General features: G+C 62.8%; 15 protein-coding genes. 13 read left to right on the forward strand and 2 right to left on the reverse strand.

Annotated features, from left to right (window positions below; genetic code table 11):
- Nucleotides 1–104: 104 nt before the first annotated feature.
- From F474_RS02885 to gloA, 9 genes are all read left to right on the forward strand, one after another.
- Entirely contained in the window at nt 105–1409 is a 1305-nt protein-coding gene (locus F474_RS02885; protein ID WP_097084035.1) for a sugar ABC transporter substrate-binding protein, read from the forward strand.
- Nucleotides 1410–1480: 71 nt separating this feature from the next.
- On the forward strand, nt 1481–2407 hold the full coding sequence (locus tag F474_RS02890; RefSeq protein WP_097084034.1) for a carbohydrate ABC transporter permease: 927 nt from the start codon (nt 1481–1483) through the stop codon (nt 2405–2407).
- 10 nt (nt 2408–2417) lie between these two features.
- On the forward strand, nt 2418–3251 hold the full coding sequence (locus tag F474_RS02895; protein ID WP_097084033.1) for a carbohydrate ABC transporter permease: 834 nt from the start codon (nt 2418–2420) through the stop codon (nt 3249–3251).
- A gap of 27 nt (nt 3252–3278) precedes the next feature.
- Entirely contained in the window at nt 3279–4382 is a 1104-nt protein-coding gene (locus F474_RS02900) for an ABC transporter ATP-binding protein (protein WP_097084032.1), read from the forward strand.
- Between the two features lie 34 nt (nt 4383–4416).
- Nucleotides 4417–5895, forward strand: a complete 1479-nt coding sequence (locus F474_RS02905) for a mannitol dehydrogenase family protein (protein WP_097084295.1) — start codon at nt 4417–4419, stop codon at nt 5893–5895.
- Nucleotides 5896–5910: 15 nt separating this feature from the next.
- Complete coding sequence (xylB, locus tag F474_RS02910; RefSeq protein ID WP_097084031.1) at nt 5911–7386, forward strand: xylulokinase; 1476 nt, start codon at nt 5911–5913, stop codon at nt 7384–7386.
- Between the two features lie 15 nt (nt 7387–7401).
- Nucleotides 7402–8334 carry a carbohydrate kinase gene (locus F474_RS02915; RefSeq protein WP_097084030.1) on the forward strand — a complete coding sequence of 311 codons (933 nt, stop codon included), beginning with the start codon at nt 7402–7404 and terminating at the stop codon, nt 8332–8334.
- Nucleotides 8335–8453: 119 nt separating this feature from the next.
- Nucleotides 8454–8825, forward strand: a complete 372-nt coding sequence (locus F474_RS02920) for a histone-like nucleoid-structuring protein, MvaT/MvaU family (protein ID WP_097084029.1) — start codon at nt 8454–8456, stop codon at nt 8823–8825.
- Between the two features lie 167 nt (nt 8826–8992).
- Nucleotides 8993–9517 carry a lactoylglutathione lyase gene (gloA, locus tag F474_RS02925; RefSeq protein ID WP_097084028.1) on the forward strand — a complete coding sequence of 175 codons (525 nt, stop codon included), beginning with the start codon at nt 8993–8995 and terminating at the stop codon, nt 9515–9517.
- A gap of 77 nt (nt 9518–9594) precedes the next feature.
- On the opposite strand, the gene F474_RS02930 is transcribed toward gloA, so the two are convergent.
- A complete protein-coding gene (locus tag F474_RS02930; protein WP_097084027.1) occupies nt 9595–10980 on the reverse strand; it encodes a PLP-dependent aminotransferase family protein in 1386 nt (461 codons plus the stop codon).
- 120 nt (nt 10981–11100) lie between these two features.
- Here F474_RS02930 and F474_RS02935 point away from each other — a divergent pair, with 120 nt between their 5' ends.
- From F474_RS02935 to F474_RS02950, 4 genes are all read left to right on the forward strand, one after another.
- Entirely contained in the window at nt 11101–11964 is an 864-nt protein-coding gene (locus F474_RS02935; RefSeq protein ID WP_097084026.1) for a DMT family transporter, read from the forward strand.
- A 124-nt stretch (nt 11965–12088) separates the two neighbouring features.
- On the forward strand, nt 12089–12769 hold the full coding sequence (locus tag F474_RS02940) for a class I SAM-dependent methyltransferase (RefSeq protein WP_097084025.1): 681 nt from the start codon (nt 12089–12091) through the stop codon (nt 12767–12769).
- A gap of 59 nt (nt 12770–12828) precedes the next feature.
- On the forward strand, nt 12829–14103 hold the full coding sequence (locus F474_RS02945) for an MFS transporter (RefSeq protein WP_097084024.1): 1275 nt from the start codon (nt 12829–12831) through the stop codon (nt 14101–14103).
- A gap of 65 nt (nt 14104–14168) precedes the next feature.
- The gene (locus tag F474_RS02950) at nt 14169–14522 is read left to right on the forward strand and encodes a hypothetical protein (RefSeq protein WP_097084023.1); all 354 of its coding nucleotides are present in this window, start codon (nt 14169–14171) and stop codon (nt 14520–14522) included.
- Between the two features lie 5 nt (nt 14523–14527).
- Here F474_RS02950 and F474_RS02955 read toward each other — a convergent pair whose 3' ends face one another.
- On the reverse strand, nt 14528–14995 hold the full coding sequence (locus tag F474_RS02955; protein WP_097084022.1) for a DUF1289 domain-containing protein: 468 nt from the start codon (nt 14993–14995) through the stop codon (nt 14528–14530).
- Nucleotides 14996–15035: the final 40 nt, after the last annotated feature.

Raw genomic sequence — 15035 nt, forward strand, 5'->3', positions numbered from 1 at the left:
GTGCGGCACCGGCGTTGTTCCCCGGCCCAAGCGGGGCTGTAATGGAAGGCAGGCGCTTGCCATGCACCCGGCAGGCGCGAACAACAATAATTCGGGAGAGCACGATGCGCATTCGAGCACACGCATGGTTGGCTGCGGCCTGCCTTGGCCTTGCCGGGCATGCCCAGGCGGACACCACACTGACCATCGCCACGGTCAACAACTCCGACATGATCCGCATGCAGAAGCTGTCGAAGGCTTTCGAGGATCAACACCCTGATATCAAACTGAACTGGGTGGTGCTGGAGGAAAACGTCCTCCGCCAACGCCTGACCACTGACATCGCCACCCAAGGTGGCCAGTTCGATGTGCTGACCATCGGCATGTACGAAGCTTCGCTCTGGGGTCAGAAGAACTGGCTGGTGCCGATGACCGACCTGCCGAAGGCGTACAACCTCGACGATGTCTTCCCCTCTGTACGCGAAGGGTTGTCAGTTGGCGGCAAGTTGTATGCGCTGCCCTTCTACGCCGAAAGCTCCATCACCTATTACCGCACCGATCTGTTCAAGCAAGCCGGCTTGACGATGCCGGAAAAACCCACCTGGGAGCAGATTGGCGAGTATGCCGAAAAGCTGACCGACAAGAGCAAGGACCAGTACGGCCTGTGCCTTCGCGGCAAGCCAGGATGGGGCGAGAATATGGCGTTGATCACCACGCTGGCCAACGGCTACGGCGGCAGCTGGTTCGATAAGAGCTGGAAGCCGCAATTTTCCACCGACTCGTGGAAAAAAGCGCTCACGTTCTACGTCGACAACATGAAGAAATCCGGCCCGCCCGGGGCCTCGAGCAACGGCTTCAACGAAAACCTGGCGCTGTTCAATAGCGGCAAGTGTGCCATCTGGGTCGATGCCTCGGTCGCAGGCTCCTTCGTGACCGACAAATCTCAAAGCAAGGTGGCCGACAGCGTAGGTTTCACCTTCGCCCCCCACCAAAGCACCGAAAACGGCACTTCTTGGCTGTACTCGTGGGCCCTTGCCATCCCCACCAGCTCCAAGAAACAGGAGGCCGCGAAAACCTTCGCTGCCTGGGCCACCTCCGAGGACTACGCCAAGCTGGTCGCGGATAAAGACGGCATCGCCAACGTTCCGCCAGGAACCCGTGCCTCAACCTACAGCGAGGCCTACATGAAGGCCGCGCCGTTCGCCAAGGTCACCCTCGAATCGCTCAAGGTCGCCAACCCGGCTGCCACCGACAGCAAGCCGTACGTGGGCATCCAGCTGGTCACCATTCCCGAGTTCCAGGCCATCGGCACCGCCGTAGGCAAGATCTTCTCGGGGGCGCTGACCGGGCAGATGGGCGTCGATCAAGCCCTGGCCGCCGCGCAGTCCAGCACCGAACGCGAAATGAAGCGCGCCGGCTATCCCAAATAAGCGACTGCTCCGTAGCCCCGCCGCCCCTCCCGGGGCGGCCTTCCCTTCGGCCCCGCACAGGTGCGCATGCCATGACTACCCCCATCGCCAAGGCGCCAGCGGCTCACGCTGTCGGCGCCGCGCGGCGCCGCACGAGCAACCCGGGCTGGTTCCTGGTCAGCCCGTCGGTCGCCCTGCTGCTGCTCTGGATGATCGTCCCGCTCGGGATGACGCTCTATTTCTCGCTGATTCGGTTCAATCTGCTCTACCCCGGCGAGAACGATTTCGTCGGCCTTGAAAACTTCAGCTTCTTTCTGACCGACTCAGGCTTTCTGCCAGGCGCGTGGAACACCGTGCTGCTGGTGGCCAGTGTATTGCTGATCAGCGTGATCGGCGGGGTGCTGATCGCCGCCTTGCTGGAAGCCAGCGAATTCTTTGGCCGCGGCATTGTGCGGGTGATGTTGATTTCCCCGTTCTTCATCATGCCGACCGTAGGCGCGCTGGTATTCAAGAACCTGATCTTCCATCCGGTATCCGGGATCCTTGCCGCCGTGTGGCGGTTGTTCGGCGCCCAACCGGTCGACTGGCTCGCCACCTACCCGCTGCTGTCGATCATCCTGATCGTCGCCTGGCAATGGCTGCCCTTTGCCATCCTGCTGTTGATGACGGCCATGCAGTCTCAGGACCTGGAGCAGAAGGAGGCGGCCCGCCTGGATGGCGCTGGCCCCCTGGCCATCTTCTGGCACTTGACCCTGCCGCATCTGGCACGCCCGATCGCCGTGGTGGTGATGATCGAAACGATCTTCCTGCTGTCGGTGTTCGCCGAGATCTTCACCACCACCAACGGCGGGCCGGGCTTTGCCTCGACCAACCTGGCCTACCTGATCTACAACCAGGCGTTGGTGCAGTTCGATGTGGGCATGGCCTCGGCCGGTGGCCTGATCGCCGTGGTGATTGCCAATATCGCTGCCATCGTGCTGGTTCGCATGATCGGCAAGAACCTGACCGACCAGGGCTGAGGGCGCTGCCATGATGACCTTGAAAACTTCCCGCCGCCTGCAGGCCATTGGCCTGGGTGGCCTGTCGTGGCTGATCGCGCTGCTGATCTTCTTCCCTATCCTGTGGATGGTGATGACCAGCTTCAAAACCGAGATCGATGCCTTCGCCACACCGCCGCTGTTTTTCTTCCATCCAACCCTGGAAAACTACATCCACATCCAGGAGCGCAGCGATTACCTGCATTTCGCCTGGAACTCGGTGGCCATTTCCTTCAGCGCTACGCTGTTGAGCCTGCTGATCGCCGTACCTGCGGCTTATTCGATGGCGTTCTACGAAACCAAACGCACCAAGCAGACGCTCCTCTGGATGCTGTCGACCAAGATGCTGCCACCGGTGGGCGTGCTGATGCCGATCTACCTGCTGGCCAAGGGTGCTGGCCTGCTGGACAGCAAGCTGGGGCTGATCATCATCTACACCCTGGTGAACCTGCCGATCGTGGTCTGGATGGTGTACACCTACTTCAAGGACATTCCCCGCGACATCCTGGAAGCGGCACGCCTGGACGGTGCCACGCTGCTACAGGAAATGCTTCGGGTACTGCTGCCGATCAGTAAAGGCGGCCTGGCCTCGACCGTGCTGCTGTCGCTGATCCTGTGCTGGAACGAGGCGTTCTGGTCCTTGAACCTGACCAGCTCGCAAGCCGCTCCGCTGACTGCATTGATCGCTTCCTACTCAAGCCCCGAAGGCCTGTTCTGGGCCAAGCTTTCCGCCGTTTCGACCCTGGCCTGCGCACCGATTCTGATCTTCGGCTGGATCAGCCAGAAGCAGCTGGTGCGCGGCCTGTCGTTCGGCGCGGTGAAGTGACCCCTACCCTTTGCGAGGAACGCTGCGATGGCAACGTTGAAACTGAAAAATTTGAAAAAAGGCTTCGAAGAGCTGCAGATCATCAAGGGCGTCGACCTGGAAGTACGCGACCGGGAATTCGTCGTGTTCGTCGGGCCTTCCGGGTGCGGCAAGTCCACTCTGCTGCGGTTGATCGCCGGCCTTGAAGAAGTCAGCAGTGGCCACATCGAACTCGATGGCCGCGACATCACCCAGACGCCACCGGCCAAACGCGACCTGGCCATGGTGTTCCAGACCTACGCCCTGTACCCGCACATGACCGTGCGCAAGAACATGAGCTTCGCGCTTGACCTGGCCGGGGTGCCCAAGGCCGAAGTGCAGCGCAAGGTCGATGACGCTGCCCGCATTCTGGAGCTGACCCACCTGCTCGAGCGCAAGCCCAAGCAGCTGTCAGGCGGCCAGCGCCAGCGGGTGGCCATTGGCCGGGCGATCGTGCGCCAGCCCAAGATATTCCTGTTCGATGAGCCGCTGTCGAACCTGGATGCCGCCTTGCGCGTGCAGATGCGCCTGGAACTTGCGCGCCTGCATCAAGAGTTGCAGGCGACCATGATCTACGTGACCCACGACCAAGTCGAAGCGATGACCCTGGCCGACAAGGTGGTGGTGCTCAATGGCGGCCGGATCGAGCAGGTCGGCTCGCCGCTGGAGCTCTATCACCACCCGGCAAACCTCTTCGTGGCGGGCTTTCTCGGCACACCCAAAATGGGCTTTCTCAAAGGCCATGTTCGCCACACCGGGGCCGAGGGCTGCGAGGTCGAACTCGATGCGGGGTTGATCCTCACCCTGCCGCGCACCGGTGCCACACTCCAGCCCGGCGACCCCATCACCCTGGGCATTCGCCCTGAGCATCTGGAGCTGGCGGCCCCTGGCCAGCCGGGGCTGGCCGTGACTGCAGACGTCAGCGAACGCCTGGGCAGCGACACCTTCTGCCACGTGCGCACCGACACCGGCGAGCCGCTGACTGTGCGGCTGCGCGGCGACCTCGACAACCCCTACGGCGGGCGCCTGGCCCTGCACCTGGCCCCCGAACACTGCCACCTGTTCGACGCAGAGGGCGTAGCGCTACCCAGCGCCTTGCGCGCCGCCGCCTGAATACAGCCCTGGAGTTCCCATGAGCGCACAACCTGTGAAACTGAATTTTGCCAATCTTGATGACCTCGCCCCCGAGGTGAAGCTGCCTGCCTACCAGAGCGACAAGATCAGCGACGGCATCCTGCACTTTGGCGTGGGCGGCTTTCACCGCGCCCACCAAGCGTTCTATACCGATGCATTGATGAATCAGGGCAAGGCACTGGATTGGGCCATCTGCGGCGCCGGCGTGCGGGCCGAAGATCGCAAGGCCCGCGACGACCTTGCGGCTCAGGACTACCTGTTCACCCTCTATGAGCTGGGCGACACGCCCGACACCGAGGTACGGGTGATCGGCGCAATGACCGGCATGTTGCTTGCGCAGGACAGCGCCGAGGCGTTGATCGCCAAGATGGCCGAGCCGAACATCCGCATCGTTTCGCTGACCATCACTGAGGGGGGTTACTGCATTGACGACAGCACCGGGCAGTTCATGGCACATCTGCCGCAGGTGCAGCAAGACCTCGCCACCCCTGGCGCGCCTACCACCGTCTTCGGTTTTATCTGCGCGGCATTGCAACGCCGGCGCGAGGCGGGCAGCGGGCCGTTCACGGTGATGAGTTGCGATAACCTGCCGCACAACGGCCAGGTCGCACGCAAGGCGCTGCTGGCCTTCGCCCGGCTGGCCGAGCACGCCTATGGCCAGGGCCTGGCCGAGTGGATAGAACAACACGTGAGTTTCCCCAACGCCATGGTCGACCGGATCACCCCCATGACCAGCGCAGCGCACCGCCAACAGTTGCTCGACAAACATGGCGTGGACGACCAGTGGCCGGTGGTGTGTGAACCCTTCGTGCAATGGGTTCTGGAAGACGACTTCTGCGCAGGCCGCCCGGCCTGGGAGGATGTCGGCGTGCAGTTCACCGCCGATGTAACACCCTATGAGGAAATGAAAATCAAGCTGCTCAACGGCAGCCACCTGGCCCTTACCTACCTGGGCACGCTCAAAGGCTACCGCTTCGTGCACGAGGCCATGAACGACCCCTTGATCGTCGAATACATCACCGCCTACATGGACCGCGACGTGACCCCGCAACTGGCACCGGTGCCCGGCATCGACCTGGCGGCCTATAAAGCCACGCTGATCGCACGGTTTTCCAACCAGGCCATCGCCGATCAGCTGGAGCGCGTGTGCTCCGACGGCTCGTCGAAGTTCCCCAAGTTCACTGTGCCCACGCTCAATCGCTTGGTGCAAGACGGCGCCGAACTCGACCGCGGAGCCTTGGTGGTGGCGGCCTGGGCGCTCTACCTCAAGGGCCAGGGCGATTACCGCATCGTCGACCCGCGTGCGGACTTTTGCCGCGACTTGGTGTCACAAGACGCGGGATTGACCGCGCGCCTGCTGGGGGTCGACGAAATATTCGGGCAAACGCTGCCTGAATCCCCGGCCTTCATCGCGGCCTTCGAGCGGCAATTGCACAACCTGCGCACCCTTGGTGTAGACGGGACACTCAACGCCCTGCTGGGCAAAGGCTGATCAGGAGCTGCCAGCATGTATCTGGGGATCGACTGCGGTACCCAAGGCACCAAGGCCCTGCTGCTTGATGCAGCAGGGGGCCGCGTGCTGGGTGTGGGCAGCGCCGCTCACGACATGATCAGCGGCCCGCACGGGCGCCGCGAACAAGACCCGGCGCAGTGGCGGCACGCGCTGGCAGAGGCGGTAGCGCAGGCGCTTAAGGCCGCCGGGGTCGACGGCCAGCATGTGCTGGGGCTAGGGGTTTCCGGCCAGCAGCATGGGCTGGTGATGCTCGATGCCCAGGGCCAGGTGCTGCGCCCGGCAAAACTATGGTGTGACACCGAGAGCGCGCCACAGAACGCAAGCCTTCTGGAGTGGCTTGGCGGCCCCCAAGGCTCGCTGGAGCGGCTTGGGCTGGTGATTGCCCCCGGCTATACCGTTTCCAAACTGCTGTGGAGCCGCGAGCATTTCCCGGAATTGTTCGCTCGCGCGCAGCACATTATGCTGCCCCACGACTACCTCAACTTCTGGCTGACCGGCGAACATTGCGCCGAATACGGCGATGCGTCCGGCACTGGCTATTTCAACATCCGCACCCGTCGCTGGGACCTGGACCTGCTGCGTCACATCAGCCCAGACGGGCGATTGGAGATGGCCCTGCCCCGGCTGGTAGAAGCAGACCAGGCCGTGGGCCGTTTGCGCCCACACGTTGCCCGCGAACTGGGCCTGAACCCGGCAGCCTGGGTCGCCAGCGGCGGTGGCGACAACATGATGGGCGCCATTGGCACCGGTAACATCCAACCTGGCCACATCACCATGAGCCTTGGATCGTCAGGCACGGTCTACGCCTACGCCGACCACCCGTTGGTCAGCGAGGAAGGTGCGGTTGCTGCGTTCTGCTCTTCGAGCGGCGGCTGGCTGCCGCTGATCTGCACCATGAACTTGACCAACGCCACAGGCCTGGTGCGTGAGCTGTTGCAACTGGACCAGCCCACCTTCGACCAACACCTGCGCAGCACGCCCATCGGTGCCGAAGGCGTGCTGATGTTGCCCTTTTTCAACGGCGAGCGCGTGCCAGCCCTGCCCGACGCCACCGCCAGCCTGCACGGCCTTACAAGCACCAACTTCACTGCCGCCAACCTCTGCCGCGCAGCGGTCGAAGGTACCACCTTCGGCCTGCGTTACGGCCTTGACCTGCTTCGTGCCAGCGGGTTGCCCAGCCACAGCATCCGCCTGACCGGTGGCGGCTCGAAAAACCCGCTGTGGCGCCAGATGGTTGCCGATATCATGGCCACCCCTGTGGTATGCACCGAAGAGCCTGAAGCGGCCGCGCTCGGCGCGGCCATACAGGCCGCCTGGTGTGCCGAGGGCGGTGGCCAGCAGCTGCTGGCGGCGCTGTGTGAGCGCTGCGTGCGGCTCGCCCCTTCCAGCCATCACCAACCTCAACCGGAAACCGTGGCCGCCTACGCCCCGGTGTATGACGCTTATCGCCAGCAGGTGCTGGCGTTGTAATTTCAAGGAGCAAGCATGTTCGTCGTGTGTGGAGAAGCCCTTTTCGACCTGTTCTGCGATGCCGATACCGGCAGCACCGCGAAGGTCGGCTACACCGCCGTCGCCGGCGGCTCACCTTTCAATGTGGCCATTGGGCTGGCACGTCTGGGCGGCCGCTCGGCGCTGCTGGGTGGGGTTTCGAATGATTTTCTCGGCCGGCGGCTGGCGCAACTGTTGGCCGAGGAGGGTGTAAGCGACCGTTACCTGCAGCGCTTCGATGCTCCGACCACGCTGGCGATGGTAGCGCTGAACGCTGACGGCAGCCCGCAGTACAGCTTCCGTGGCGAGGGGTGTGCCGACCGCCTGTTGGAGCCGGGTCATTTGCCGGCATTGGCCGACGACGTGCGCGCCTTGCACTTTGGGTCCTATTCGCTGGTTGTCGAGCCCATCGCCAGCACCCTGGCTGCACTGGCGGCACGTGAAAGCGAGCGCCGGCTGATCAGCCTGGACCCCAATGTACGGCTTAACCCGGCTCCGGACATCGAGCGCTGGCGCCAACGTGTAGAGGCCATGGCCGCCCACGCCCACCTGATCAAGGTCAGCGACGAAGACCTGGGCTTGCTCTACCCCGGCCAGGCGCATGAGGCCATTGCCCGCCGCTGGCTGGGCCAGCGCTGCGAGCTGGTGTTCGTGACCCAGGGTGGCGAAGGCGCCAAAGTGTTCAGCCGCCAGCACGCCATGGCCAGCGAACCGGCGCGGTCAATCCAGGTCGCCGACACCGTTGGGGCAGGCGATACGTTCCAGGCAGCGCTGCTGACTTGGCTGGCCGAACATGAGTTGGACACCCCTGCAGGGCTGGCACAACTGCAACCGGCGCAACTTCAGGCTTTGCTGCATTTTGCCGTGGGCGCCGCCGCCTTGACCTGTAAGCGGACGGGGCCTGATCTTCCGCGTCGTAACGAACTTTGACCAACTTTCACTGAAGGTTGGAAGCGAGGAAGTTGCCTGAGGGCAACTTCCTATATTGTCGCTGTGAAAAAAAACATCTATTCTACCGGCACATTCACTCTTTGCCGGAGCCCCCGCACATGTCCAGACTCGCCGAATTTCGCGCCGCCGAAAAAGCCCTTCAGGAAGAACTAGCCCGCCTCGAAAGCCTGAAGAACGACGCCGGCCTGAAAAAAGAAATCGAGTTTGAAGACAAACTCAAGCAACTGATGGCCGAATATGGCAAGAGCCTGCGCGATGTGATCGCTATTCTCGAGCCGTCGCGCCTGAATAGCAGCCGCGCTACCGCAGCCGCCCCGCAAAAGGCGGCCCGCCGCCCGCGCGTGGTCAAGGTCTATGAAAACCCGCACACCGGCGAGCTGATCGAAACCAAGGGCGGCAATCACCGCGGCCTTAAAGCCTGGAAAGCCGAATACGGCAGCGACACTGTCGAAAGCTGGGTGCGCGGCTGAGGCTGTGAAGGCCGGGCCAGGCAATAGCCCGAGGGCAGTTGCTACCTTTCACGGTATTTTCACGGCTGGGGGCGCAGGATGAAACCTGCTGATGGACCAGCGCCCCATATGCCCGCTTCGGCGGGCTTCTATTTTCTTCCCTTCTCGTTATTCCGACTGGAGTTCACATGAGCCTTCATGAACTGAACAGCCTGCCGGGCGTGACCGCTACTCCGGATTCCGCCACGCAACATTTTGTATTTAACCACACGATGCTCAGGGTCAAGGACATTACCCGGTCATTGGATTTCTATACTCGTGTACTGGGTTTCAGCCTGGTTGAAAAGCGCGACTTCCAAGAAGCCGAATTCAGCCTGTATTTTCTGGCGCTGGTGGATCGCGCGCAGATTCCTGCCGATGACGCGAAACGCACAGAATGGATGAAGTCGATTCCGGGCATCCTGGAACTGACCCATAACCACGGCACCGAGAAAGATGCCGAGTTCGCTTATCACAACGGAAACAGCGACCCGCGCGGTTTCGGGCACATTTGTGTATCGGTGCCTGACATTCATGCCGCCTGTGAACGTTTTGAAACGCTGGGCGTTGAATTCCAGAAGCGTTTGACCGATGGTCGTATGAAAAGCATTGCCTTCATCAAAGACCCTGACGGCTACTGGGTCGAGATCATCCAGCCAACCCCCGTCGCCTGACTGCTCACCCCGCAAGCCGCCCTCACTGGGTAACCCCAGCCGGAACCAAGACCTGGGGGCCGGCTTGCCGGGCATCACTACCGCGCGTGCAACGCGCCCATCAATACCTCAAACACCCGATCGTCTTCCATCTGCGCCACATTGAACCGCATGAAGCCTTGCTGCCTCTGCGACTGGCTGAAGACATTCCCCGGCGCCAATACCACTCCCTGCTTCAGGCACACCTGCGCCAGCTCGGCTGCATCGATGCCGCCCGGCAGCTTGCACCAGAGAAAGATGCCCGCCTGCGGCACGATCCAAGGCGTGATGCCCATGGGCGCCAGGCGGGCGGCAACGCGCAGGCGCTGGTCGGCCAGGCTCGACCTTACAGCCTCCATGTGCCGGCGATAGCCGCTGTCGGTCAGCACCCTTAGAATCAACTCCGCAGCCAACCGACCGCCACCGAAATTGGTGGCAATCTTCAAGTCGACCAGGCTGTCGATCCAATCCCCACGCGCGGCCACATAGCCACACCGCACCGAGGCCGAGACGGTCTTGGAGAAGCTGCCTATGTGAATCACCCTGGCCAGGCCGTCGAACGCGCAGAGCCGCGGCGCGGCGGTGACTTCGAAATCGGCGAAGATATCGTCTTCGACGATCACCAGTTCATGCGCTTCGGCCAACTTGAGCAAGCGATGAGCAATGACCGGCGAGAGCGCCGCGCCGGTTGGGTTGTGCACACCAGAATTGGTGATATAGAGCCGGGGCGCGTGGTCTCGCAGTGCGCTGGCAAACGCTTCGAGGTCAGGGCCTGAGGGTGTGTACGGCACTCCGATCACCGTCACTCGATGGGCTTTGAGCAGGGCATGGAAGTTGAAATAGCACGGGTCGTCCACCACTACCGTATCGCCTGGCTGCAGCAAAAAGCGGCAGATCAAGTCGATGGCCTGGGTGCCTGATTCGGCAAGCATGATCTGCTCCGGTGGCGCTTCCACACCAGCACCACTGAGGCGGCGGGAAAGAAACTGACGCAAGCCTGGGTGTCCCATAGGCGTCGCGTATTCAGCCAGCTCCAACGTATCGCTGCGGGCCACTGCCCGCAGTGCGCGGCGCACACCCGCTTCGTAAAGCCAACCCGGAGGCAGCCACCCGCAGCCCGGCTTCAGCAGGCCTGCGTCGGCTTCCAGAGCCTGCCGCGACACCCATAAGGGGTCGATCGCACGGTCAACCTTCGGCGCTACCGCGGCCAACGCCAACGGTGCGGCGGGCCCTGCCACGTAAAACCCCGAGCCAGGTCGCGAGATCAATACCCCCTCGGCACACAGCCGCTCATAGGCTTCCACCACCGTGGATACCGATACCTTCAGGCTACGCGCCTGGCTACGCACGGAGGGTAACCGCGCACCGGCGGGCCAGGTACGAGCCGCGATGCCGGTGTTCACATGCCTCATGACTGCCTCGATGCGCGTGCCGCTGCCGTTCATGCTTGGGCCCCAATGTGTACTGGTTTGTATGCCATAACAGTTATGGATAACTGTATTGGAGTGTAACTGGTTTACCCAGGAGGCCGCTGATCTACTAGCCCTATTGAACAGGAGCGCAGCATGCACATCACCACACGAGGCTGGATCAACGGTTTTATCGGCGTCGCCATCTTCGCAGGGTCGCTGCCCGCGACACGGCTGGCAGTGGCGGAATTCCCGGCGGCCTTCCTGACAGGCGCACGGGCCACGCTCGCTGCGCTGCTAGCCGGCCTGCTGCTGTGGTTGGCGCGCCAGCCGTGGCCGGCGCGGCGCACCTGGCTGCCGCTGGCGGTGACAGCGCTAGGCGTGGTGGTAGGGTTTCCCTTGCTTACCGCGCTGGCCTTGCAGCACGTCACCTCGGCGCACTCAATCGTTTTCGTCGGCCTTCTACCCTTGTGCACTGCGGCGTTCGCCGTGCTACGCGGCGGCGAGCGGCCCCGCTTGGGCTTCTGGCTGTTTTCGCTGGCAGGCGCCGCCTGCGTGGCCGGTTATTCGGCGTCGGCCAGCACGGGTGCATCGCTGCAAGGTGATGCCTTGATGGTCGCTGCCGTGATCCTCTGCGGGCTGGGTTACGCCGAAGGTGGGCGCCTTGCCCGGCAGCTGGGCGGTTGGCAGGTCATCAGTTGGGCACTGCTACTGGCGTTTCCGGTCATGCTGCCTATCGCTCTGCTCACTCAACCTGCGCATTTTGCTTCGGTTGGCCCTCAAGCCTGGGCGGGCCTGGCGTATGTTTCGCTGTTCAGCATGCTGATCGGGTTCGTGTTTTGGTACCGCGGGCTGGCCCAAGGTGGAATCGCTGCTGTAGGCCAGCTACAGCTGTTGCAACCGTTCATGGGGTTGGGGCTGGCGGCACTGCTGCTGCATGAGCCGGTCAGTGAAGGCATGCTAGGCGTAACACTGCTGGCGGTCGCCTGCGTTGCCGGTGCTCGACGCTGCGCACGCTGAAACATCTTGAATCAGCTGATTCAAGACAGGGCAGCGGCTTTTACCTTCTGTTCACACACTGTTGACTGCGTCGGCACCGCCGCGCGGCCAAGCTGTGCGCACCGTTGCAGAAGGACTAACGTGCATGAACAGCCCTATCGAGCTTCCTTTTTCCAATAAGTACGGCCCCGAGCACGCGCGTGAATATTTTCACAAGCATCAGGATGGCCTGGCTCGCCGCCTCTCCCATCAACGCGATGTTCAGATGGCTCGCAAGGCGCTGGCCCTGGCGGGTGACCCCGAGCTGGTCTTGGACCTGCCGTGTGGCGCAGGGCGTTTCTGGCCCATGCTGGCCGAGCGCCCAGGGCGCCGGATCATCGGGGCAGACAATTCCGCCGATATGATCGCAACCGCTCGTGCCTGCCAACCGCCGGAGGTTGTGAGCAAAGTGCGCACCCTCCAGACCAGCGCGTTCGCCATCGACTTGCCCGACCAGTCCGTGGACAGCGTTTTCTGCATGCGCCTGCTCCACCATATCGGCGAAAGCGAGCACCGCGCGGCGCTGCTCAAAGAGTTCCATAGGGTCAGCCGCGACTCGGTGATCGTATCGCTGTGGGTCGATGGCAACCTCAAAGCAGCCCGCCGCCGTCGCCAGGAAGCCCGCCGTGTGGCGCAGGGCAAAACCGGCGACTACCAGAACCGTTTCGTGCTGCCGCGCCAGGTGGTCGAGCAAGAGTTCAAGGACGCAGGTTTCATCGTTCAAAGGTCGCTCGACTTCATCCCCCTTTACGCCATGTGGCGGGTCTACGTATTGCGCAAGCGCTGAGACTTGCCGGGCAGCGCCCAGGCCGTGAATACTCGCCCTTCACGACTGCGGAGCTGCCCATGCCCACACCTCTCGATGCGCTGTACCGCAAGGTCACCTGGCGCCTGATCCCTTTCCTCTGCCTGTGCTACCTGGCTGCCTATCTGGACCGCATCAACGTCGGCTTCGCCAAATTGCAGATGCTCGGCCAGTTGCACCTGAGCGAGGCCGCCTACGGGCTGGGTGCCGGGTTGTTCTTCGTGGGCTATATCCTGTTCGAGGTGCCTAGCAACCTGGTGCTGGCCAAAGTCGGGGCGCGCCGTTGGATCGCCCGCATCATGATCAGTTGGGGCCTACTTTCGGGCCTGACGCTGCTGGTGCGCAGCGCAGAGAGTTTCTATCTGCTGAGGTTTCTGCTCGGGGTTGCCGAGGCAGGCTTTCTTCCAGGAGTGCTCTATTACCTGACCCAATGGTTCCCCTCTTGGCGTCGGGGCCGGATCATCGCGTTGTTCATGCTTGGCCTGCCGCTTTCCAACCTCTTTGGTGCGCCGCTATCTGGCTGGATCATGGCGCATTTCGACGGCCAGGCCGGGCTGGCCGGCTGGCAGTGGCTGTTTCTGCTCGAGGCAGTGCCCTCGGTGCTGCTGGGCGTGCTTTGCCTCAGGCTCCTGCCCGATGGCATTGCCCAGGCGCCATGGCTTTCGACAGCGGAAAAAGCGCAATTGGCGCAGGCCCTGGCCGCAGACGAGGCCGCCAACCCGGGCGGCAGCCGCTTCAGCGACGGCTTTTTTGATCGCAAGGTGTGGATGCTTGGCGGCATCGATTTTTCGATTCTCCTTTGCGCCTACGCCATGGGCTTCTGGCTTCCGACTTTCATCCGTGATGCCGGGGTCGCCGACCCTGCACATATCGGGTGGTTAGTGGCAATCCCAAGCCTGGCCGGGGTTATCGGCATGCTGGTGCTGGGCGCCAGCTCAGACCGCCGGCGTGAGCGCCGGTGGCACATCATTGGGCCGTTCATAGCAGGCGCTGCCAGCCTGTTCGCCAGCACCTTCGTTGGCGGCAATCTGGTCGCGATCATCGCGTTGTTCTCGCTGGCCACAGCAGCCATTCTCGGCGCCCTACCCGCCTTCTTCAGCCTCCCGGCGACCTTTCTCAAGGGCACCGCGTCGGCCACTGGCTTTGCGCTGGCCTGCTCGCTGGCCAACATCGCCGGGCTGGTGGGCAACACCTTGATGGGCGCAGTGATGCAACGCTTTCACAGCCCGCAGATCGCCCTGTGGCTGTTTGCCGCCAGCCTGCTGGCGAGCTGCGTGCTCGCCTGGGCGCTGCCGGCGCGGGTGGTCAACCGTTGAGTGCATGACGCCCTCGCAACGCTCTGCGACAATGCCACCTTCACAGCCCTACCGGAGCCTGCCCCATGCAGATCACCGCCGCCCTGCTCATGGGCAACCCTTGCGACGAAGAAGAAGACAACCTGGCGTTGCTGGCCTGCCAGGCCGCCGACGGGCGCATGTTCCTGATGTCGCGTTACCCCGGCGAAGACGAGGTGGATATCGCCTTCGACGAAGACGAGCCGGCAGGCGTCAAGGGGCTATCAGTAAGCTTGAGCGCGACATCGCTGGACATCGAAGTGCAGCCCGAAGACGCTGACCTGTTCGGGGGCGACCGGCACCTGCAGATCGCCCACACCAGCGATGCTGCGGACCTCGACGAACTCACCCAGGCGCTGGAGGTGATTTTGAAAGGTGTCGGCCAGCTCACCCGCCACTGAGCCGCCTACCCCATCGCCTCACGCAAGAACGCTGGGGCGATGTAGCGCTCGTAATGGGCTTCGGACAGCAAAAAGAATTCGCGGTCGATGGCATCGCGCAAGTCTGGCAGTGACCAATCGCGAAATTCAGGCAACAGCACGAAGCCGTAGAGCTCCACCTGGTTGATCATCCGCGCGCCACGGGCGATTAGCTGGTACGCCCAGGTATATTCAGACTGGCTGGCCACGAAACGGATCTGCCGCTGGGTCAACTGCTGGCGCAGCAGCCCTGGGTCGAACACTTCAAGCTTGGCCTGCATCACTTGCACCAGCAACCGCTCAAGGCGCAACCACACCGCGCGCTTCTGCGCCTCGTCATAGCCATTCCAGTTCACCACCTCGTGGTGAAAACGCTTGCAGCCCCGGCATACGGCGTCCCCATAGACGGTGGAGCACAGGCCCACGCAGGGCGTCTTGATCGACTGGTTGGGCATTGCGAACGCACTTGAGGAAACCGGACACAGGCGCATGTTA

The sequence above is a fragment of the Pseudomonas sp. URIL14HWK12:I12 genome (assembly GCF_003097135.1).
Classification (GTDB): Bacteria; Pseudomonadota; Gammaproteobacteria; order Pseudomonadales; family Pseudomonadaceae; genus Aquipseudomonas.